17 protein-coding genes are annotated in these 21,842 nt (G+C 64.0%); 9 read left to right on the forward strand and 8 right to left on the reverse strand.

Annotation, left to right across the window (positions count from 1 at the left end):
• Window positions 1-119 precede the first annotated feature (119 nt).
• Entirely contained in the window at window positions 120-1,469 is a 1,350-nt protein-coding gene (locus ACYVRU_RS06430; RefSeq protein WP_241521357.1) for a Na+/H+ antiporter NhaC family protein, read from the forward strand.
• On the opposite strand, the gene ACYVRU_RS06435 is transcribed toward ACYVRU_RS06430, so the two are convergent.
• Together ACYVRU_RS06435 and ACYVRU_RS06440 are read right to left on the reverse strand one after the other, a co-directional pair.
• On the reverse strand, window positions 1,448-2,233 hold the full coding sequence (locus ACYVRU_RS06435; protein ID WP_227070707.1) for a DNA/RNA nuclease SfsA: 786 nt from the start codon (window positions 2,231-2,233) through the stop codon (window positions 1,448-1,450). The two genes, ACYVRU_RS06430 and ACYVRU_RS06435, sit on opposite strands and share 22 nt — an antisense overlap.
• 220 nt (window positions 2,234-2,453) lie before the next feature.
• A complete protein-coding gene (locus ACYVRU_RS06440; protein WP_231699585.1) occupies window positions 2,454-3,398 on the reverse strand; it encodes a gamma-glutamyl-gamma-aminobutyrate hydrolase family protein in 945 nt (314 codons plus the stop codon).
• A 486-nt stretch (window positions 3,399-3,884) separates the two neighbouring features.
• Between ACYVRU_RS06440 and dtd the strand changes: the two genes are divergently transcribed.
• Complete coding sequence (gene dtd, locus ACYVRU_RS06445; protein WP_256156572.1) at window positions 3,885-4,331, forward strand: D-aminoacyl-tRNA deacylase; 447 nt, start codon at window positions 3,885-3,887, stop codon at window positions 4,329-4,331.
• A gap of 102 nt (window positions 4,332-4,433) precedes the next feature.
• On the opposite strand, the gene ade is transcribed toward dtd, so the two are convergent.
• Window positions 4,434-6,251 carry an adenine deaminase gene (ade, locus tag ACYVRU_RS06450; RefSeq protein WP_256156573.1) on the reverse strand — a complete coding sequence of 606 codons (1,818 nt, stop codon included), beginning with the start codon at window positions 6,249-6,251 and terminating at the stop codon, window positions 4,434-4,436.
• Window positions 6,252-6,561: 310 nt separating this feature from the next.
• On the opposite strand from ade, the gene ACYVRU_RS06455 reads away from it, so the two are divergent.
• Complete coding sequence (locus tag ACYVRU_RS06455) at window positions 6,562-7,707, forward strand: aldo/keto reductase (protein WP_256156574.1); 1,146 nt, start codon at window positions 6,562-6,564, stop codon at window positions 7,705-7,707.
• A 164-nt stretch (window positions 7,708-7,871) separates the two neighbouring features.
• Here ACYVRU_RS06455 and ACYVRU_RS06460 read toward each other — a convergent pair whose 3' ends face one another.
• Entirely contained in the window at window positions 7,872-8,783 is a 912-nt protein-coding gene (locus tag ACYVRU_RS06460; RefSeq protein WP_161127632.1) for a LysR family transcriptional regulator, read from the reverse strand.
• Between the two features lie 197 nt (window positions 8,784-8,980).
• Here ACYVRU_RS06460 and ACYVRU_RS06465 point away from each other — a divergent pair, with 197 nt between their 5' ends.
• Genes ACYVRU_RS06465 through ACYVRU_RS06475 form a run of 3 tightly spaced genes read left to right on the forward strand, consistent with a single transcriptional unit; the run spans window position 8,981 to window position 13,378 of the window.
• Window positions 8,981-11,875, forward strand: a complete 2,895-nt coding sequence (locus ACYVRU_RS06465; protein ID WP_256156575.1) for a molybdopterin-containing oxidoreductase family protein — start codon at window positions 8,981-8,983, stop codon at window positions 11,873-11,875.
• A gap of 3 nt (window positions 11,876-11,878) precedes the next feature.
• A complete protein-coding gene (locus ACYVRU_RS06470; protein WP_256156576.1) occupies window positions 11,879-12,454 on the forward strand; it encodes a 4Fe-4S dicluster domain-containing protein in 576 nt (191 codons plus the stop codon).
• A 60-nt stretch (window positions 12,455-12,514) separates the two neighbouring features.
• Complete coding sequence (locus tag ACYVRU_RS06475) at window positions 12,515-13,378, forward strand: TorD/DmsD family molecular chaperone (protein ID WP_157012023.1); 864 nt, start codon at window positions 12,515-12,517, stop codon at window positions 13,376-13,378.
• A 15-nt stretch (window positions 13,379-13,393) separates the two neighbouring features.
• On the opposite strand, the gene ACYVRU_RS06480 is transcribed toward ACYVRU_RS06475, so the two are convergent.
• Window positions 13,394-14,695 (reverse strand): ATP-binding protein, encoded by a 1,302-nt coding sequence (locus ACYVRU_RS06480; RefSeq protein WP_157012021.1) that lies wholly within the window; start codon window positions 14,693-14,695, stop codon window positions 13,394-13,396.
• A 154-nt stretch (window positions 14,696-14,849) separates the two neighbouring features.
• Window positions 14,850-15,086, reverse strand: a complete 237-nt coding sequence (locus ACYVRU_RS06485) for a hypothetical protein (RefSeq protein WP_114539576.1) — start codon at window positions 15,084-15,086, stop codon at window positions 14,850-14,852.
• A 212-nt stretch (window positions 15,087-15,298) separates the two neighbouring features.
• Between ACYVRU_RS06485 and ACYVRU_RS06490 the strand changes: the two genes are divergently transcribed.
• Together ACYVRU_RS06490 and ACYVRU_RS06495 are read left to right on the forward strand one after the other, a co-directional pair.
• On the forward strand, window positions 15,299-15,853 hold the full coding sequence (locus ACYVRU_RS06490) for a DJ-1 family glyoxalase III (protein ID WP_452039413.1): 555 nt from the start codon (window positions 15,299-15,301) through the stop codon (window positions 15,851-15,853).
• A 292-nt stretch (window positions 15,854-16,145) separates the two neighbouring features.
• Window positions 16,146-17,861, forward strand: a complete 1,716-nt coding sequence (locus ACYVRU_RS06495) for an FAD-dependent oxidoreductase (RefSeq protein WP_114539578.1) — start codon at window positions 16,146-16,148, stop codon at window positions 17,859-17,861.
• Window positions 17,862-17,960: 99 nt separating this feature from the next.
• On the opposite strand, the gene ACYVRU_RS06500 is transcribed toward ACYVRU_RS06495, so the two are convergent.
• Both ACYVRU_RS06500 and ACYVRU_RS06505 read right to left on the reverse strand, forming a co-directional pair.
• The gene (locus ACYVRU_RS06500; protein WP_461185877.1) at window positions 17,961-19,580 is read right to left on the reverse strand and encodes a LuxR C-terminal-related transcriptional regulator; all 1,620 of its coding nucleotides are present in this window, start codon (window positions 19,578-19,580) and stop codon (window positions 17,961-17,963) included.
• Window positions 19,581-19,627: 47 nt separating this feature from the next.
• Window positions 19,628-20,731 (reverse strand): endonuclease/exonuclease/phosphatase family protein, encoded by a 1,104-nt coding sequence (locus ACYVRU_RS06505; RefSeq protein WP_461185878.1) that lies wholly within the window; start codon window positions 20,729-20,731, stop codon window positions 19,628-19,630.
• Between the two features lie 323 nt (window positions 20,732-21,054).
• Here ACYVRU_RS06505 and ACYVRU_RS06510 point away from each other — a divergent pair, with 323 nt between their 5' ends.
• Entirely contained in the window at window positions 21,055-21,693 is a 639-nt protein-coding gene (locus tag ACYVRU_RS06510; protein WP_022740496.1) for a TetR/AcrR family transcriptional regulator, read from the forward strand.
• Window positions 21,694-21,842 lie beyond the last annotated feature (149 nt).

Here is a 21,842-nt window from a genome sequence, read left to right on the forward strand (position 1 = left end):
GAAACAAGGAGCTGTTGGTGCGGAAGGCGGGTCGTGGGCGAATCGGAGTTCTGCGAGTCCGCCGTGCCGGGCGCGGCCTCAAACGCGCAGGGATGCGCTTAAGAGAGTTAGGGTGCAACGTGAAAAAGGGAAATGTGGCGGCGCTTCTGCCCATCGGGGTATTCCTCGTGCTGTATCTGGGGCTCGGCATTCTGTTCGAGTACGGCATGGGCATTTCCATGGGGTTCTATAACATCCCCATCGTGGTGATCTTTTTGGTGGCGCTTCTGGTGGCGTGCTTCCAGAATCGCAGCCTTTCCTTTGACGACAAGCTCGTCGTCATGGGCCGAGGCATCGGGGACAAGACCATCGTCACCATGATCCTTATCTTCATGGCGGCCGGCGTGTTCGTGGGCACGGTGGGACGCGATTCCGCCGAGTCGGTGGCCTACCTCATGCTGTCGGTCATTCCCGCCGAGTATTCCGTGGCCGTGCTGTTCGTGGTGAGCTGCTTCGTATCGCTTTCGATGGGCACGTCGGTGGGCACCATTACGCTCATCACGCCTATCGCCGTGGCGGTGGCGGCGGCCTCGGGGTTCAGCCTGCCGCTGTGTGTGGCCTCGGTCATGGGCGGTGCCATGTTCGGCGACAACCTGTCGTTCATCTCCGACACCACCATTGCCGCCTGCCAGGGACAAGGTTGCCAAATGAAAGACAAGTTCCGGGAGAACTTCAAGATCGCTTTGCCGGCGGCGTTGGTGACGCTGGTGATCATTCTGGTGCTGTCGCTGGGAACCGATATCTCCGGCACGGTACAAAACGACTACAACCTGCTGGAGCTCATCCCGTACCTCATCGTGCTTGTGGGCGGTATCGTGGGCATTAACGTGTTCATCGTGCTTTTGCTGGGCATTCTGTCCGGCTCTATCATCGTGGTGGCCGAAGGCGCCGTGGCTGCTACCGATCTGCTCGGCAACATGGGCACCGGCGCCGCCGGCATGTTCGAGACGACTATGGTGGCGGTGCTCGTGAGCGCCATCTGCGCGCTCATCCGCGAGAACGGCGGCTTCGTGGCTCTGTTGAACGGCATCAAGCGCCTGTTCCGCAGCCGGAAGGGCGGCCAGCTCGGCATGGGACTGCTCGTGGGCGCCATGGACATCGCCACCGCAAATAACACCGTGGCCATCGTGATGGCGAACCCCATCGCCCACGAGATGGCCGAGACGTACAACGTCTCAAGACGCAAGACGGCTTCCATCCTGGATACGTTCTCCTGCGTGTTCCAGGGGGTCATCCCCTACGGCGCCCAAATGCTCGTGGCCATCTCGGCCTGCACCGAACTGGGTTTTCAGGTGTCGGCCTTCCAGATCATGCCGTTTCTGTTCTATCCGTTCTTCCTGCTGCTAAGCTCGCTCGTGTTCATCTTCTTCGTGCCGGACGACCGCGGCTACGTGCCCGATCATGCCGCCTACCACTCTTCCAGCTCGTAATAGCGTTTGAGAGTCACGCCCTCGGGGGTCACTTCGAAGTCGGCCTGCCAGAGCTCCACGCCGGCTTCCCGGCAGGCGTCCACCGTGGCGAGCACTTCCTCGTAGGTGGTGCCGTGGTAGAAGCGGAACCCGAAGTTGTCGTAGTAGAGGCAGTAGAGGATGGCGGCCCGCTCGTGGTCGGCCAGCGACGCGGCCAACTCGCGCAAATGGCGCAGGGAGCGCTCGGTGGAGCTGAAGGGCGCCTCGGGCAGCCGCGGCACGTAAGGCGGGATGTCCGTCTGCATCTGCACGAGCGGCGTCTTCACTTCCAAATACAAGTCGTCGTTCACGAGGAAATCGAGGCGCGAGTCGCCTAAAGGCACCTCACGGCGTACCGTGCGAACGGGGCCGGTTATGGCTGCGAATGCGCCCTCGCGCAGGAAGTGCTCCACGTAGCGGTTCGACGCGTTCTGGTTGATGCCGATCCAGCGCTTGTCGGGATCGTCCGGCTGCTGCAGCGAGAAGGCCTCCACCGTGAGCGGCATCTTGCGCTTGGGGTTGCGGGAGTCGGACACAAGGCACGGGCGCCCCGCCAAGTCCAGGCCGCCGATGCGCGATACCGCCGGGCAGTGGCAGCGCACGATGCCCGATGGCGCGCTCCCTTCGTCGGAGGTTCCGAAGTCGACGTCCATGATGAACCGGTTCGGCCGCGCGAGAATGACGCCCTCGCGCAAGGGCTCGGGGAACGGAAGAAAGACGTCTTGCTCTTTATCGCGTGATTCCATGGGCACCTTGCAAAAGTTTTAGAGATAATGGTCACAAAGTCGAGTTCTGGGTTTTTCTGAGCCCTAATATGGCGCTCGGCATCTTCGAATTAGTTGAATAACGTTAATTACGGTATCATTCAAGCGCTTAAACGCGGTGAATATTAGGGTAAATCTGTGCTCCAGAAACCCAGAACTCGACTTTGTGACCAAAAAGAGAAATGTTTTTGCAGGCAGGAGGTTATGAGCTCCGTGCGTCGCGGTGGTGGGCTGCGGCGGCCAAGGCGTTGAACAGGCCGTGGTGGCGATCGAGGTATTCCGGATGCCATTGCACTCCCAGGAAAAAGGGCTTCGCAGGATCCTCCACCGCTTCCACCACCCGATCCTCGGAGCGGGCGGCGACAAGCAAGGCGGGGGCCACATGGTCGACGCCCTGGTGGTGCATGGAGTTCACCTCGAAATCCCCCGATGCGCTCACCACCGATTCCAGCAAGCTGCCCTTGGCGATGGTGACCTTGTGGGATATGCCGTAATAGGGCGGGTTCTGGCGATGCTGCTTTTCGGTGACGCCGCAGTTGTACAGGTCGCGATAGAGGCTGCCGCCGAGAGCCACGTTCATGACCTGCATGCCGCGGCAAATGCCCAAGGTGGGCAGGCTGCGCTCATGGGCGAGGCGGGCGAGCTCCAGCTCGAAGCCGTCGCGATCCTCGCAGACGGCGAGCAAACCGTCCAGGCAGGGGATGGGCGGGCGTCCCGTGGCAGACAGCACGTCGCGGCCGTCCAGGGACTCCACCGTTTCCACGGCCGAGGTGCCATCCATGGCCTCTTCGAAGGTGCGGTCGGGCACGTAATGGCCGCAGAAGGGAACTTTTGCTCCTGTGGAGCGGCAGTGGGAGGAGGAGCCGCAGCCCATGGCCGCAAGATCATCGAGGCCCAGCGCATCGCGATTCTTGGCCGGGTCGGGTACGTAGTAGCGCGGATGCACGTCGCCGCCTCCGGTGATGAGCAGGCCGTCCACCAGCTCGATGACGTGGCGGGCGTGCTCTCGGTTTGCCTCGGCGCCCCCGGCGATGGGGGTGAGGAGAATGGGCACGGCCCCGGTAGCTGCCACGCGGTTGATATATTCCACATTCACACGCTGAAAGCCATCGGCCTCGTTCAGCGTTGTTGTAATTCCAATGATCACGGGATTGTTCCTTTTGTTGCTATCGCGGCGAGTTGGCAGCAGATACGCCATTGCCTCTTCGGAGCTGTCTTGTTGCAATAGAACATACCACCGACTGCGCCTGTGCACAATCCAAGATTACCCGCATGGCTTGGCTTGGGAAGGAGAGCGGTTGTCAGACGATCTTGGTGCTGGAAATGAGGGCTTTTTTCGAGTTGTTAGACTCTGCGTTGATTGGTTTGCGGTTCAAGCAGCGGAAGGCTAACAAAATCCAGGGAGGTATTATCGCAAAACGTGTATTCTGATTGCAGATGGGGACAGCTGGATTTATCTTGCCGTCGAGGATAGCTAACAAGTCGAAATTCTTGCACAATGTCGAGTGCAAGATTCGCCGGATTAGAGCAGTTGGTACGTGCGAAGTATCTTTGTCTGGAAAATGCTTCAAGAGCGAGGTGCTATGCGAGCATATCTTAGTGCTGAGGAAAACATGAAGAGAGGAGAGCGGCTATGCGAGCGGTAGTGCAATGCGTGAGCGAGGCGTCGGTGACGGTGGAGGGTCGCGCGGTCGGTGCCATTGGGAAGGGGTACGCCATTCTTCTGGGCGTGGGCCACGGCGACACCGAGGCCGAGGCGGAGCGGCTGTGGCGCAAGATCGCCAAGATGCGCGTTTTCGAGGACGCCCAGGGCAAGACGAACCTGAGCTTGGCCGATGTGGGTGGGGAAGTGCTCGTGGTGAGCCAGTTCACGCTGTACGCGAACTGCCGCAAGGGGAATCGTCCCTCGTTCACAGACGCGGCCGAGCCAGCTATCGCCCGGCGGCTGTACGAGCACTTTGCCGATCTGGCCCGCGCCGACGGCTTCACGGTGGCGACGGGCGAGTTCGGGGCCATGATGGACGTGGCGCTTGTGAACCACGGGCCGTTCACGGTGGTGCTTGACACCGACGCGCTTTAGCGGGGGGCGGCCCTCGCGAAGAGGAACAATCCCGCCAAAGAGGGACGGCCCCAGTAAAGAGGAGCCGCCCTGCGTCGCATGGGGCAATGGCACGTTGCGCGGCTAGTTTTCGTCCACCACCAAATCGACGAATTGGAAGGTGGTGCAGTCCACGAGCCCCCGGTTCGTGAGGCGCAGCTCCGGCAGACAGGCGAGCGGGATGAGCGCCATGGTCATGAAGGGGGAGGGCATGGTACAGCCGATCTCGGCCCAGGTCTTTTCCAGATGATGCACCTTCTCGCTCATAGCGGGGGCGTCCAGGTCGTTCATGAGGCCGGCGATGGGCAGCTCCACGAGGCCGAGCACCTCGCCGTCGGCCACGACGACCATGCCGCCGCCCACCTCGGCGAGCGTATTGGCCGCCAGCGCCATGTCCGCATCGTTGGTGCCCACTACGAGCAGGTTGTGGGCGTCGTGGGCCACCGTGGAGGCCATGGCACCGCGCTTGATGCCGAAGCCCTTGGTGAACCCGACGCCGAAGGTGCCCGTCTCGTGGTGGCGCTCGAAGACGAAGGTCTTCAGCACGTCCTGGTCAAGATCGCTTTCCAGGGCGCCGTCCGTCACGGTGAGCGCGGCGCGAACCTCGCGGTCGGGCACCGATCCGGGCAGCACTTCGATGACGCGCACGCATACCGCGTCACCCTCGGCGGCGTCGGTGGGTGCTTCCACGCGGAACGTCTCGGGTGCGATGGCGCGCCCCAGGTGCATGGAGTGGGTCACCCACGCCGGGTATTCGAAAGGCGGAAGCGGGAAGGTGCACGCGCCGTTTTCGGCCACGACCTCGCCGTCGATGAGAACGCGGATGACGTTCAAATCCTCTAGGCTGTCCAGAAACACGATGTCGGCGCACTTGCCCGGTGTGATGGAGCCCAGCTCGTTGTCCATACGGAAGCAGGTGGCGGTGTTGATGGTCATCATCTGGATGGCGCGCACCGCGTCGATGCCGCATTCCACGGCCTTACGCAGGATGTAGTCGAGGTGCCCGTTGGCCACGAGCGTGTGCGGGTGCGTGTCGTCGGAGATGAGGTTCGCGAAGCGCGTGTCGATGTCAGTTTCGGTGATGGCGGCCGCCAGGTTCGGCAGGTCGAGCCAGGCCGAGCCGTAGCGCAGCTGCGCGTACTGCCCGAGGCGCATCTTGGCCAGCGCGTCCTCGGCGCGGGTCGACTCGTGGCAGCAGCGCACGCCGCTGGCGACGTAGGCGTTCAGCCCCTGGTCGGTCTCGGGGATGGAGTAGTGGCCTGTGACCACCTTGTCGGCGGCGAGGGTGGCGGCCAGCTCGCCGTGGGCGTGATCGGTGCCCGCCAGCACGCCGGGGAAGTTCATCATCTCGCCGAGGCCCACCACGCCGTCCCAGGTCATGGAATCCGCGATCTCGGCGGGGCCCACGGCGGCGCCGGTGTCCTCGAAGCCGGGCACGGCCGGCACGCAGGAAGGCGTCGTCACCATGGCCTTCAGCGGCGTGCGCGCAGCGTCCTCCATCATCACCTGCACCCCTTCAAGGCCGAGCACATTGCACACCTCGTGGGGGTCCCAGTAAATGCCCACCGTGCCGTGGGGGATAACGGCCCGGGCGTACTCGCCGGCGCCGATCATGGAGGACTCCACGTGGATGTGCCCGTCCAGAAAGCCCGGGGCAATCACCTGGCCGATGGCGTCAATGACGCGGGTGTTCTCGCCGATGCAATGGGCGGCGCTTTGCCCCACATAGGCGATGCGACCCTCCGCGATGGCCACGTCGATGTCGTCTTGCACTTCGGCCGTGCACACGTTCACGAGCCGCGCGCCCGTGATCACGGTGTCGGCGGGTTGGCGTCCCTGGGCCACGGCGGCCAGGGTTTGCGTGCACTCCCAAAACGGTTTCTTGCAGAAATGGTTCAGCATGGGCGCCTCCTTCAGCGCTAGATGAATGGCCGGCGTGCGCGGGCGTCGGCGTAGGCGAGCGGCCAGATGAGCGGCCGAAATGCCTGTCTGCGGCCGCAGCCGGCCTGATGGCGCCAGTGTACGCCCGTCGTCTTCCGGGAAGGTGTCAATGGCCGAGAATGCAGAAGGGCTTCACGGAGTTCCCTTTCCTTGGAGTTAGCTCTAAATGCTTTAATGGGGGAAGCGGGGAATGAGAAGGTCGCGATAAGGCAAGATGATCGAAGAAGAACGTCGCGGCAGCATAGGGTTTGCGAAGAAGAGAGGACGTGCCATGGAGTATCGGAAATTGGGCCGCACGGGCCTGAAGGCGAGTGTTATCGGGTTCGGCGCCGAGTGGATCGGCAAGATGGAGCAGGCCGAGGTGAACGCCATGGCCGCCCGGGGCGCCGCGGCCGGCGTGAACATCGTGGACTGCTGGATGAGCGACCCGGCGGTGCGTTCGGCCCTCGGCGAGGCGCTTGAGCCGACGCGCGATCAGTGGATCATCCAGGGCCACATCGGCAGTACCTGGCAGGACGGCCAGTACGTGCGCACCCGCGAGCTGAACCACGTGCGCCCGGCCTTCGAGGACTTGCTGGCGCGCCTGCGCACCGACCACGTCGAACTGGGCATGATCCACTACGTGGACGCCTGCGACGAGTTCCGCGCCATCATGGACGGCCCCTTCATCGAATACGTGCGCGAACTTCTGGCTGCGGGCAAGATCGGGCACATCGGCCTTTCCACCCACAATCCCGAAGTGGCGCTGCTCGCCTGTGACGAGCCGGAGATCGAGGTCATCATGTTCTCGCTGAACCCGGCCTTCGACATGATGCCGGCTTCCGAGGATTTGGAAGATCTGTTCGGCGACTACGAGAACGTGGCCGGCGATGGCATCGAACCCGTGCGCGCTCGCCTGTACGCCCGGGCCGAGGAGAAGGATGTGGCCCTCACGGTGATGAAGGGCTACGCGGGCGGGCGCCTGCTTTCCGCCGACGCGTCGCCCTTCGGGGTGGCGCTCACGCCGGTGCAGTGCATCCATTACGCGCTGACCCGCCCGGCGGTGGCGAGCGTCATGGTGGGTGTGGAAACCGTGGAGCAGTTGGAAGAGGCCCTGGCCTACGAGCGCGCCACCGCCGCCGAGCGCGACTACGCGAGCGTGCTGGCCGGGGCACCCAAGCACGCCTACATGGGCCAGTGCACCTACTGCGGCCACTGCGCGCCGTGCACCGTGGGCATCAACATCGCGCTTTCCAACAAGTTCGCCGACCTGGCCGAGATGGCGGGCGAGGTGCCCGCCTCGGTGGCGGCCCACTACAAGGCCATGGACGTCACGGCCGGCGCCTGCATCGCCTGCGGCGACTGCGAGCCCCGCTGTCCCTTCGACGTGCCCATCATCGAGCGCATGGAAGCCGCCGAGAAGCTGTTCGGCTGCTAAATGAGCCGGTGAGCTTCGGAGTTTTCTGCATTCGGGCGGGCTAATGCCACTTCGACGCAGAAATGGCCGATGGAAGGTGCCAGTTCGGGGCCGAAATGGTTGAAAATGCCAGTTCGACGCAGAAATGGCCGACGTTGGGAAAGCGCATCGCGCCATTTCTGCCCTCAACTGGCATCTGCCGGCGGATTTTCGAAATCGCGCTCGGCGCAGAGGCCCTTCAACGTATCCAAAAAAGCTTGGGCTTGGCGGGTGGGGAGGGTCTTGCGCCAGACGAGGCCCTGGGTGGATTCCAGGGTGGGGGACAGCGGTACGAAAGCCAAGTCGTTCAGCTCGTTGGCCTCGAACAGGCCGCGATAGGTGAACGCGCTGCCGATGCCCTGCCGCACGAGGAACTTGGCGTTCAGTGGCAGGTTGTAGGTGGCGCGCACGTCCATCTCGTCGGCCAAGTCTCCCAGCCATTGGCCGAGCACGCCCACCTTCACGCCTTGGCGCGAGCTGATGAGCGGCTGGTCCAGCAGGTCCTCGGGCATGACGGCCGCCTTTGCTGCCAGGGGGTTGTCGCGGCGGACAAGGAGACCCCACGTGTCGGTGTGGGGTAGGCGCAAGGTGTGCATGTCCACATGGCTGCGCAGCTCGCATTCCAGAAGGAAGTCGTAGAAGCCGCGGACGAAGTTGTCCATGAGGTCGGCCGAGGTGCCGCTGTACAGCTCGAAGGTGATGCCGGGGTAGGCGGCGCTCGTGCGCTTCATGGCCTCGGCGACAAGCTCCATGGCCTGGGTCTCGCCGGCGGCGATGTGCACCTTACCGGCGATGGAATGGGTGGGAAGGGCGATCTCCTCCTCGGCCTTGTCAGCCAAAGCGAGGATGGACTCGGCGTAGCGGCGCAGGATGACGCCCTGCTCGGTGAGCTCGATGCCTTTGCGGTTGCGCTGATACAGAAGGTGCCCCAGCTCGTCTTCCAAAGCGGCCAGCTGGCGCGAGAGCGTCGGCTGGGTGACGTGCAATGACTTGGCCGCCGCGGTGATGGAGCCCTCGCGGACGACGGTGACGAAATAGCGGAGCGTTCTCAGTTCCATGGTTCCCCCTTCGATTCCCCGGCCTGCTCGGATGTCGTGTCGCCGACGTCTATTGCGCCAGGCGAGATCGGGTCTAGCACATCCTGCATGCCTTTCAAGCATTTACAAGATTACAATATAAGCATTACCTATGGAAGGGGTGCCCTCCGTATGATTCGAGCTGTCAGAGAAGACACGAGAAGAGGAGGGTGATGTTCATGGCTCTGTTGGACAAGGGCATGAAGCGTCGCGATTTCTTGAAGGCGTCCGCCGCCGCTGCGGCCGCCACGGCGGCGGCCGGGCTTGCGGGCTGCGCGCCGAGCACGGCCACCGACATGGCCGAGACCGGCGGCAACACCGGTGCGACGACCCATCAGGTGGCCAGCGACGCCGCCATCATCGAGGGCAAGGGCGAGTGGATGCCCATCCATTGCCACCAGAACTGCAACCAGATGTGCCTGAACATGGGGTATGTGGTGGACGGCGTCGTGGTGCGCCAGAAGACCGACGACTCCCATGCCGACAGCTTCGACTGTCCCCAGCAGCGCGGCTGCCTGCGCGGGCGCTCGCTGCGCCAGCAGGTGTACAACGCCGACCGCATCAAGTACCCCATGAAGCGCAAGAGCTGGCAGCCCGGTGGCGGCGAGGCCGCCCACGGCGAGCTGCGCGGCAAGGACGAGTGGGAGCGCATCAGCTGGGACGAGGCGCTGACCTACGTGACCGACGAGCTGAAGCGCGTCTACGCGCAGTACGGCCAGGACGCCGTCATCTGCAACGGCTGGCGCTGGGCCCCCGGCTCCGCCATGTTCCCGGTCATTGGCGGCGCGGTGTACAACACCGAGTGCGAGTCCTTCGGCTGCTGGGCCTTCCAAACGGAAGCGCTGGGCATGTACTCCCACGGCGATCATCCCGACCTCATGATGGCGCCGGACAAGTACGACCTGCCCAACGCCGACACCATCGTGCTGTACGGCTGCAATCCGGCCTGGTCGCAGCACTCCTCCATGTACTGGCTGAAGAACGCCCAGAAGGCCGGGGTCAACTTCGTGTTCGTCGGCCCCGACTACAACGCCACCGCCGCCGCCATGGACGCCCGCTGGATCCGCGTGCGCCCCGGCACCGATACGGCCTTCCTGCTGGCAGTGGCCTACGAGATGGTGCGGCTCGACGAGGAGCGCGGCGACATCATCGATTGGGACTTCGTGAACGAGCGCACCGTGGGCTTCACGCCGGAGACCATGCCCGCCGACGCCACCACCGACGAGAACTTCCGCGACTACCTTCTGGGCGCCTACGACAACACGCCGAAGACGCCGGAATGGGCGACGGAGATCTGCGGCACGCCGGTTGAGGACATTACCTGGTACGCCGAGATGGCCGGCAAGAACAACGCCGTCATGTTCCTGCACAGCTACGCCGCCTCTCGCTACCTGGGCGCCGAGAACCTCTCCCAGGCCTTCATGACGGTGTCGGCCTTGGGCGGGCACTTCGGCAAGAGCGGCCATGGTTCGGCGGCCATCTACACGTGGGATGCGGGCGACTCGGGCTACCGGCTCATCCAGCACGTCGGCGGCGACTACGGCTATGTGGACAACCTGGTGGGCAGCCCCGCCGCCACGGGCCCCAACCGCAACATCGAGGGCAATTCCTGGTGGAGCTCGCTTGCCGACGGCAAGTACCTGTCCTCCTCGGAGGGCCCCTACGACCTTGGCTCCAGCGACGTGGTGGGCGACCCGACGAAGCTGCGCGCCAACACGCCGGTCTACCACGAGGCCCGCGAGATGCCGGTGAACCCGCGCATGCTTGTGCAGACAAACTCGAACTTCATGCAGACGCGCGGCAACCTCGCCACGGCCATCAAGGTCATGCGCGCGGCCGACACTTGCGTGTCCTTCGAGATCAAGTTCTCGCTCACGGCCCAGTTCGCCGACATCATCCTGCCGGTGTGCACCCACTGGGAGGGCAACGACGACGAGTCTTGGGGCGAGCTGTCCTGGCCGAGCCCGTTTGGCGACGGCAACGGCCAGAAGCAGCGCAAGGACGCCCTGCTTGCTTGGAAGCCCCTGGTGAAGCCGATGTACGAGGCCCGCGAGGAGAAGCGCGTCTTCCGCGAGATCATCGAGCGCATGGGGTATAACCCCGACGACGCCTACCCGAAGAGCAACTACGACCAGTGGCTTGGCTACTTCCTCGGCATGCGCGTGCTGAATGAGGACGCGACGAAGTGGGAGCCGGTCATCACCTGGACCGAGGCCGACAACGAGAAGTACCACGCGAGCTACCCGGCCCAGGAGGGCAAGGTCGCCTTCGACCAGTTCATGGCCGACGGAAGCTATGTGGTTGAGCGCTCGGAGGGCGATCCGCGCAACTACGTGGGCTACCGCGACGACAAGCTGGGAATCGGCGAGGACGGCGAGTCGGTCGTCGTGGCCGACCCGGCCTGGCCGCGCCCGTCGGTGTCGGGCAAACTGGAGATCTACTGCCAGTACAAGGCCGACAACGTGAACCGCATCGGTCTGAACGATACGCCCATCAAGCCCTACGCGAACTACTTCGTGCCGCGCCGCGGCTACCAGGAGACGTTTGCCAACTGGGAGGCCAAGGAGAAGGGCGCTTACCCGCTGCAGGCCTACACGCCGCACTACATGCGCCGCGCCCACACCTGCTACGACAACATGACCTGGACCCAGGAGGCCTTCCGCAACCCAGTGTTCATGAGCGTGGAAGACGCCGAGGCCCGCGGCATCAAAGCCGGCGACACGGTGCGCTGCTTCAACGACTTCGGCAGCATGCTGAGAATCGCCCAGCCCATGCAGGGCTACATGCCCGGCGTGGTGGGCATTCCCCACGGCGTGCACTCGGTGTTCGACGAGTCCGACCCCGAGAACATCATCGACCGCGGCGGGAGCGAGCAGATGCTCTCCGACGGCCTGCAGTCGAACTACTTCCCCCAGGTGGACGGGTACAACAGCCTGCTCATCGAGATTGAGAAGTACGACGGCGAGCCGTTGGTGGAAGACTTCGAGCGCGGGCCGTTTCTGGCCGCGGGTATAGACGACGAGGGCACGGCCGCCTATGTGGTGCCCGGTGCCGACAACGGACAGGAGGCTTAAATCATGAGCTTGGGATTTTACGTTGACCTGGCCAGCTGCATCGGCTGCAAGACCTGCCAGGTGGCCTGCAAGGACCGTCGCGACATCCAGGTGGCGGGCCCCCGCCTGCGCCGGGTGGACACCTTCGAATGCGGGACGTACCCGGAGGTGGCGATGTTCCACCTGAACCTCTCCTGCAACCATTGCGAAAGCCCCGCCTGCGTGGCGAATTGCCCCACGGGCGCCATGTACAAGGACGACGACGGCACCGTGCAGCACGATGACGAGGCCTGCATCGGCTGCCAGACCTGCGTGAACAGCTGCCCCTACGGCGCGCCTCAGTTTATTGAGGAGGACAAGATCGTCCAGAAGTGCGATACCTGCCGTGCTCTGCGCGAGGCCGGCCATGCGCCGGTGTGCGTCGAGGCCTGCCCCATGCGCGCCATCGAGTTTGGCGAAATGGACGATTTGCGCGCCGCCCATCCCGATGCGGTGAGCGAGCTGCCCTGCACGGAGCCGGCCGCCACGACGACCCCCAACATCCTCATCGGCGCCAGCCGCGGGGCCCTGCTCGAGGACTTCAACCCGGTCGTTCTGTAAACGCGAATGCTGCTGGGGCGGTCGGTGCGGCCGCCCCTTTTGCTAGAGGAGGGAGCCATCATGACCGATGTCGTCAACATGCGTCGCGAGTCCATCGACCTGGAGGCGCTGCTTCTGTCGCGCGCCTACCTGTACATGCTGTTCCACAAGCTGTTCGGCGGTACGCCGGATGCGGCCATGGTGGCATGCGTGCTGTCGGAGACCACGCGTGACGTGGTGGAGGAGTACGCCGGCGACGACCCCTCCATGAAGGGCCTCGGGCGCTTTTTGGAGAACCTCGGCGAGTGCGTCGATGGCGCGGTGCTGACCGAGCAGGCCCGCGACGAGTACACGCGCCTGTTCATCGGTCCGGGTGAAGTGCCCTGCCAGCCGATGGAATCGCCCTACCGCACGAAGGACGCCGCCGTCTTCCAGGAGAACACTCTGGCCGTGCGTGCCATCTTTCGCGAGCGCGGGCTTCAACTTACGCGCCTCATGCGCATCCCCGATGACCATATCGCCACCATGTGCGGCTTTATGGCCCATGAGGCCGAGCGCTCCCTGGCGGAGCTGCGCGCGGGGAACGTGGGCGATCTGGCCGCGTCCCTGCGCGATGAGGAGGCCTTCGCGCGCGGCCATATGCTCACCTGGGTGGACGATTTCGCCCGCTGCGCGCGCCGCTCGAAGACGGCGGTGCTCTATCCGCAGATGATCGAGGCCCTGGCCGCCTTCGTTCGCAACGATGCCGTGCTGCTCTCCGAGGCCGCCTGCTGGGCCGAGGAGGCGCGCGATGCCTGCGGCGAGACGATCCCCGGGGGTCTCGGCGCTCTTCCGGGCAGCCCCGAAGCCGCCGCCTTCGCCGAGGTCTCCGACGCCCTGGCAGCCCTTGCCCGCCTGCGCCCCTTCGGCATCGAAGACCACGAGCTGGTGAGTATATCGGTCTAAAGAGCAGCCTCGTCGCTACAGCCAAAGCCCCGTGTTCCCCATCAGGTAGAGAGGGACGTTGGTGAGCCAGTCTTGCTCGCGGTAGTCGGAAAGCGAGAAGCGCCGGGCCTGAATTTCCGGGTACTTCTCCTTGAAGCTGCGCAGGCTCTTGGCGCGCAGGTTCTCCTCGGCTTTCACCTCGATGGCGTAGACGGCACCGGCCGACTGCACGAGGAAGTCCACTTCTCCCCGGGAGTTCTCGGCGGACCAGTAATAGGGGACAAGCCCACAGCTTGCTATAAGCTCTTGGCACGCGTACTGCTCGGTGAGCGCCCCTTTGAATTCCTCGAAAAGGGTGTTGCCTTCGATGATACTCTTGCTGTCCAGTTCACTCATAGCGCCGAGCAGGCCCACGTCTAGCAGGAACACCTTAAAAGCGCTCGGATCTCGATAGGCCTTGAGGGGGATGCCTGGTTTGGATACGCGCGGCACCTGGTAGATAAGGCCGGCTTGCCTCAGCCACGTGAGGGCGCTCTCGAACTCCTTCGCCCGGGCGCCCTTCGCGAGGCGGCCGAAGATGAACTTCTTGTTCTCTTGGGATAGGTGAGCGACGACGGAGTCCCACACGGCGAAGACCCGTTCGGCCTCGCGGGGGGCGATGTGCTTGGAGAAGTCGCGCTCGTAGTCGGCGAGGATCCGCTTCTGAACGGCCCGTGCGTCATCGTAGCTCCTGCTGTCGAGAAACGCGCTGACTGCCTCGGGCATCCCCCCGACGAAATAGTAGGTTTTCAAAAGGGCGATCGCCCGTGATTTGAAGGCCTGGATGAGCGCCGGGTTCGGGTTCTGCAATGAGGCCAGGAACTGCTCTCCTTCGGCCGCTAAGGCGAACTCTTCGAAGGAAAGGGGGTAGAGGTCGAGTGCTTCCACCTTCCCCACGGGAAAGCCCGTCCCGCTTTGGAGAAGGATTCCCAGCAAAGAGCCAGCGGCTACGACCGAGAAACCACGCGGATCCTCATCGAAGTACTTGAGGGCCGTGAGCGCCTTGGGGTTTTCCTGGACTTTGTCGAACACGATGAGGGTCGAGTCGGGCTCGATGGTGACGCCGGTTTGCAGCTGGAGGCCGGCGATGAGAACGTCGATGTCGTACCCGGTGTCGAACAGCTCGCGCATGGCTGAGTTGTTGTCCATATTCACATAAGCGACGCTCTTGTAATGGCGCCTTCCGAATTCTTTGATGAGCCACGTCTTTCCCACCTGGCGAGCCCCGTTGATGATAAGGGGCTTCCTGCAAGGATTCTCGCGCCATGCTTCGAGATCACGCATGAGAAAACGTTCCATTGGCAGCCTCCTTGCTCAGTGCACGTTACAAGTATACAAAAACAAGGACGTAAAAGTGTCAAAACCCACACAAATCAGGACGTAATGGGAGATATTGCCATGGTGCTCCATCCGTCTCGGCGAGAGAGGCCCCGGGCGAGGCCGAGCAGATCAGCTAGCCGTTCCTCCGCTCCTGCTCCCACACGAAGCGAAGGTTGTCGGGGCCTTCTGCCCATTGGCGGGAGGAGAAGTCGAAGAGCAGCTCATAGGTGCGCGATGAGGCGAAGGCGTCCAGTGCATCATCGAAGGGAACGCCGGTGTCGTCGCACCAGTCTTCCAGCATGGTTCGCATCACCACAACGGCGCACGCTTCGCGCTGCTCGTCGGTCACGGCCTCTTCGTCAAATCCCATAGGGCTCGCTCCCCTCGAACGTAAGGCATTCGATGGAAGCGTAACTGCCGTGGTAGAGGGTGAGATCGTCTTTCAAAGCTAGCATAGCGAATACCCTTTTGCGGTAAGGTAGGTCTCGATGTTGTCGAGGGCTTGCGGGTTGAACTACAATGGGGCGCTGGACAGAGGCGCTCATTGCGGGGTGCTGGAAGGCTCTCTTGAAAGGACAAATTATGGCGAAATCGGCAGTGGTGTTTGTGGCGAACGGGTGCGAGCCCGTGGAGGTGGTGGCCCCGGTGGACGCGCTTCGGCGCGGCGGGGTGGACGTGGTGCTCGCTGCCGTGTCCGACGATCTGACCGTGCGGGCGGCCCAAGCGGTGACGCTTCAGGCCGATGCGCCGCTTTCCGCCCTCGATCTGACGCAGTTCGATGCCGCCATCGTGCCTGGCGGCTCGGTGGGCGTGGACAACCTGGGCAAGAGCGCCCGCGTCGTGGCCGAGCTGCGCCGCCGCATGGAGGCCGGCGAGTACGTGGCCGCCATCTGCGCCGGGCCTATGGTGCTCGCCAACGCGGGGCTGCTCACCGGGCGCAAGGCCGTGTGCTACCCGGGCTGCGAGGAAGGCTGGCCGGCCGACATCTACCAGGCGGGCAAGGACGTCTTCGTCGATGGAAACCTTATCACTGCCACGGGCCCCGGCACGGCGCTGTCCTTCGGCATCCAAATTTTACGTACGCTTGAAGGCGACAAGGTTGCCGATGAAGTGGCTTCGGGGATGCTGCTGAAATAACCATCGCATTGCCATTGCGCGACGAGGGTCGCGTAGCGACGGGCGAAGGGGCGGCGCAGGAAGCGCAACCCCTTCGCCCGTCGTGCGTTTCGAGTCGAAACCTTCTCACCCATTCTCGGGTATATTTTACGTTTTCCCAGGTGGGCGATGGGTGAATACCCGAATGCGGGCGATGTGCGGCCCGTTGCATCCTGCTTAAGATGCGTTTCGTTCGGTTCGCTTATGGGAGGGCCGGATGCGTGCCGGTTCACATAAGGGAGGGCCGGGCGCGAACCGTCTTTAGGAGGATGCAATGGAAACCAATCTTTCCCGTCGTGGATTTCTGACCGGTGCCGCCGCGGCCGGCGCCCTGGCCGCCATGGGCCTTGCGGGCTGCGCGCCGACCCCCGCGGCCGAGGGCGGCACGAAGACCGCCGACACCGGTGCTGCGGCCGCGACAAGCTGGCGCGACAAGCCGGAGATGCCCACGGAATTCGTGGAAACCGTTGACGCCGACATCGTGGTTGTGGGCGCGGGCAACGGGGGCCTTGTGGCCGCCACCACCGCCGCCCAGAACGGCGCGAAGGTGGTCGTGCTGGAGAAGGCCGGCGCCATCGCCGCCGCCCGCGAGGCCATCGGCGCTCTGAATTCCAAACTGGCCCCCGACCATCAGGAAGACGTGCCGACGCTTTTGAACCACGCCAACCAGACCCAGGCCGGCGACGCGAACATGCTCATGTACAAGACCTGGGCCGAGAAGTCCGGTGAGATGATCGAGTGGATGGCCGACACGCTGGGCCCCAAGGGCATGCTCTTCCCCTTCGAGTGGCACTGCCCCGACGACCCGCATGCCTACTATCCGGCCATGTGCTACAACCCCTGCCTCGATGAGTACAATCCGGACGGCCCGAACTACACTTCCTACACGCACCTCGAAGTCATGGCCGATGTGTTCACCACCGATCTCGGCGGCGAGATCCGCTTCGAAACGCCCGCACAGCAGCTCCTCATCGACGAGGCCGGCCGCGTGACCGGCGTGGTGGCCGAGGGCAAGGAGGGCTTTGTCCAGGTGAACGCCGCCAAGGGCGTCATCATCTGCACCGGCGGCTACGGCGCCAACAACGAGATGCTGGCCGATCTGGCTCCCGGCAACTCGGCCTGGTGCGCCCTGCGCGATTCGGTGACCGAGACCGGCGACGGCATCCGCATGGCGCTGTGGGCCGGCGCCGAGCTTGAGGCCGGCGGCGCCTGCATGATCTGGAACCGCGCCATTCTGCCCGACGGCTTCGAGTTCAACGAGGACCGCATGGGCGGCGACATCTTCCTGCCCGGCAGCCAGCCCTTCCTGCACGTGAACGTGAACGGCGAGCGCTTCATGAACGAGGATCAGTGCTATCCCATGAGCTACGCCGCCGGCGCGAACCAGCCGAAGCACTACAGCTGGATCGTCTGGGACGGCAACTACTGGGACGACATCGCCCAGTTCGACACCTGCGGCTGCTCTCGCTTGTACCCGGCGCCCTCCGGCACCGCCTTCAACGCTGATGTGTACGACTGCGAGGCCATGTCCAAGGAGCACCTGGACGAGTTCTGGCTGAATCCGCGCCTGGAGGCCGGCACGCTGAAGAAGGCCGACACCTTAGAGGCGCTCGCCGACATGATGGAGTTCGACGCCGACCAGAAGGCCACGTTCCTGGCCACGGTGGAGCGCTACAACGGCCTGGTGGCCGCAGGCGAGGACACCGACTTCGGCAAGCCGGCCTATCGCCTCTCCGACGTGGAGACCGCGCCCTTCTTTGCGGCGCGCATCGGCGGCGAGCTTCTGGTGACCATTCACGGCGTCATCACGGACGTGAACTCCCAGCCGCTCAAGAACGACGGCACGCCCATCGAGGGCCTGTACGTCTGCGGCAACGACCAGGGCGGCTTCTATCCGCACAACTACCCGAGCAACTTCACGGGCATCAACGCCGGCCGCACGGCCACCTTCGCCCGCATCGCCGCCAAGCACGCCTTGGGCGTGGAATAGGGCGACCGCTCGCTTTTCCCGAGCCTGCCAACCCTCCCTTCAGCAGGCGTTTTTCAGGGCTCCCCTTCGAGGGAGCCCATTTTTGCGTTTTGGCCAAAATCACTGTCGCACGAGGTCGATGAGCTCTTGGCGGGAGTGGACGCCCAGTTTTGCGTAGATATGCTTGGCGTGGGTGGCCGCCGTCTCGCGGCTGATGATGAGCTCGTCGCGGATGTAGGGGATGGAACGGCCCTGGGCGAGCAACGCGAGCACCTCGGTCTCGCGCGGCGTGAGGCCGCCGACGCGGGCGAGCTCGTCGATGCGCGCCGCGCCGTGCACCTCGCCAGATGCGTCGGCGGTTGGTGCGGTAGTGGGCGCCGGTGCATCCGGCTGAGGCTCACCGGGCTGGTCCATGGCATCGTGGGCATCCGGCGATTCGGTCACGAGGCCCTTCCCATGCGCGTGGGGCTGATCCTTTGCGGTCTCGGGGATGCGCAGGAATGTGGAGGTCTCGCCCATAACGGCCATAGTGACCGTCACGAGAACGACGATGCACCCCACGCTCACCGCGGTGAGCCCCGTCGGCTGCGCCAACATCAGCGGTTCGAGAACGATCCACAAAACGAGGCCGAGAAGGTCGCCCGCATGCACGAACAGCCATCCCAAGCTTGAGGCCTGGGCGGGGGTCGCGCGGCCGGCGGCGGCGTAGTTGGCGAAGTAGATCTGGGCGATCAGGCAGAAGGTGAAACGGCCTCCGAGCGATGCGGCCACGGCAACAAGGGCGCCGGCCTGCCCGAGCAGGATGACGGCCGCAAATCCGATGACCAGGGTGGGGCACATCCAGCGGTAGAGGAAGAACAGGGATATGCGGCGCGGTCCCGAAATGGCCATGGCCGCCACCACGGCCATCATGAGCGCGCTGAACAGCAGGATGGCTTGAAGGGGGATGCCCTCCACCCGCTCGGCGCTCATCATGCCCGCGATGCTCACGATGGAGAACACGACGAGGATGCCGAACCCCGTGCGCCCGAGTCCCGCCAAGGGGGAGCGCCGCTCGGTTGCGAAGCGATGGGCGGTTGCGAGCGCCTCTTCGGTGCGGGCGGCTTCTGGCGTCCACGCGAGATGGAAGCATAGGCCGGACAAAAGCGGGAGCGCCGCGGCGACGGCGACGGGCACCCAGCCGTCCATGGCGGATACCAGAAGCACGATGACGGCGGCGGAAACCGCGGAAACCGGCGCGAGCCATTCCGATCGATCGCGGGGGATGACGGCGTAGTACTCGCCCCACATCGCCCACAGAAGCGCGCTTCCGATGCCCGTGGCCACGGCGCCGATGCCGAAAAGCAGGGCGTTCAGCCCTGGATCGGCGACGGAGACGAACATGAAGGGAGTGCTCGCGGCCGTAAGGGCGGGGGCGACGACGAAGAGGGGGCGATGGCTTGTGGGCGAGCCGATGCGCGGCTCGGCGAGCACGATGGCCGCCAGGGTCGCCACCGATGCGGCCAAGGGGAGCACGGCGTAGAAGAGCGCGGCACCGATGGATGTCGGGACGGGCGCGGCACTAGCTGCAGCTTCGCCCGCATTCGGGATCGCGTCCCCGCTCAGCACGCCGGCGGCGTTGGTGTAGAACACGCAGAACACCCAGGCGAGCAGAAACGCCCATCCCAGCTGCCGCAGCGGCGCGACCTCTCGGCGCTCGTCGTTCTGCGGCGCCAGCCATGTTTCGAAGCGTTCCTTCACGGCCCTCCCTTTCCAATCCCCTCATTGTAGCGCGAATGGCGCGAAGGCTACCGCAGCTTGAACTTCATGGCGACGGGGTTGTGGTCGGAGTAGGCGAAGTCCAAGTTCACGGTGGAGCAGTCGAGGCACTCCACGTTGTCGGAGTAGATGAAGGTGTCCATGACCCAGCGGTCGTTGGTGCCGTCGTAGGGGCGTCCGGCGTCGCGGCAGGTGGCGGCATCGGGGAAGGCGGCGGTGCCCGTCTCGTCTAGCTTCGCCTTGGCGGCCACCGTGAAGCCCTCCGGCACGCCATCGAAGTCGTAGGGCTTCGCCCAGCTTTCCACGGCCTGGGCGGCGTTGCCGTACACCTCGCCGGAGACGCCGATCATGTCGTGGTTGTAGTCGCCGCCGGCGATGACGTAGTTGCCCGCCGCCCGCTCGGCCGTCATGTCCTCGTAGAGCTTCTCGCGCTGGGCCGCCATGATAGAGGCATCGGCCCCGTAGGCGGACAGATGCACGTTGAAGAGCACGAGCTCGGCGTCGCCCGCGGGCACGCGCACGATGGAGTAGCAGCGGTCCAGGTCGAGGAACTTGCTGAAACTCTCCGAAATGGGCAGGCTCTTGCGCACCGGGTCGCCCACGGGCAGGCGCGAGAACGTGGCCAGCCCCGCGCGGTTGGCGCCGTGAGGTGCGTAGAGGGGCCAGGCGAGGAAGGCCGAGTCGTAGTTCTGGCAGAACACCGACCAGTCGCTGGGGAACTGGGTGCGCAGAAGCTCGTACTCGTCGATGTGGTGGCTGCGGGTGCCGTCTGTGTCCACTTCTTGGAAGAGGACGAAATCCGGCGAGAGCGCACGCAGGGCCTCGGCCGAGCCGAGAATGTCCTCGCGCACCACCTCCGGGCTTTCGGCCACCGATCCTGTGCCGCCGTCCATGAAGAAGTCGAAGTCGCGGTTGTAAGCGCCGAAACCGAGGTTGGCTGTCACCACGGTGAACTCCTCATCAGCGGAAACGACCGGCGCAGCCTCGTCGGCAGCCAAAGGCGCGTCCACGGTGAGCGCCAGATTGTCGGGAAGTCGCTCGTAGGTGACCATGACGTAGGCGACGTAAACAAGGGCCACGGCCAGAAGCGCGCCGAGCAATGCGAGCAGAACCGTTATTATGCGTTTGGCCACAAAAGGCTCCTTTGACGAGGGAAAAATCCATTTGGGTCATTGTACTTCACCCTGATACACGGGTCATTGTGGAATACCCTAGCTTAACCATATCGTTAGGCAGTCGCATTAGATGACTAAAAACTCACCATTGGATTTGAATCTGAACACTCTGTATCCAGATAATGACAGGGAGGTAACAGAGACCTGACGCGACAGTGACAAGCTAGAGGAAGCTATAAGGTACGCTCCATCGGATTGCACAGGTAGCAAGCATTCCCCCCCATGGCACCCATTCTTGCGGGTTTGTCGCCCGGGTGCGCTTAAGAGACAGGAGGTCCCTCATGCAGTCGAACAAGAAGAGCACTCGAGGTGTAGCGACGCGCGAGGTACTCCGCAGCAACGACACGGCCAAGCGCTCGGCGGAGATCGTTGTCGCCGCGCGCGAGCTGTACGAGGAGAAGGGCCTGGCCCGCACCTCCATCCAGGACATCACCAACCACGTGGGCGTGACGCGCTCGCTGTTCTACCACTACTTCCAGAACAAGGAAGAAGTGACGAGCGCCGTGCTCGACCAGTACATCACCGATTTTCTGGAGGCCATGCAGCACTGGCACGAGAGCCAGACGGCGCTGGCCACCGACGAGTCGCTGCACTCCATGGTGAAGATCATGCGCATGGTGCTGTTCGAGAAGAATACCTTCCGCATGGCCCTTTCCACCCAGGAGAACGCGGCGCTGTACCTGGATTTCCTCAATCGTTTCGCTGCCCAGGGCGCCGAGTTCATGGTGACGCATCCCATGGTGGAGCAGACGAAGTACGGCGAGCAGTCCGACCATCTGTACGAGACGTTCTACGTGCTCATCGTGGGACTGGTGAGCTATCTGCGCTCGCACCCGGATGTGGAGGACGAGGTGCTCATCGACGTCGTTACCCGCATGCTCAACATCGAACAGGCCGAGGAAGCCCGCGAGCTCGCTTAATTCGGGGCTCCGCACTGCTTCTGGTTGGAAGGTCGGCGATCTTGCCGAGCTGCTCTGGCGCTCTCCGCGGCCGAATTCTGCGTCGCGCCGGCGTTGCGCGGCGGTATGGCGAATCGGTTACGATCTGCGCGCCGTGCCGCCTATCGGCT

This window comes from Adlercreutzia sp. CNCM I-6216 (assembly GCF_977113345.1).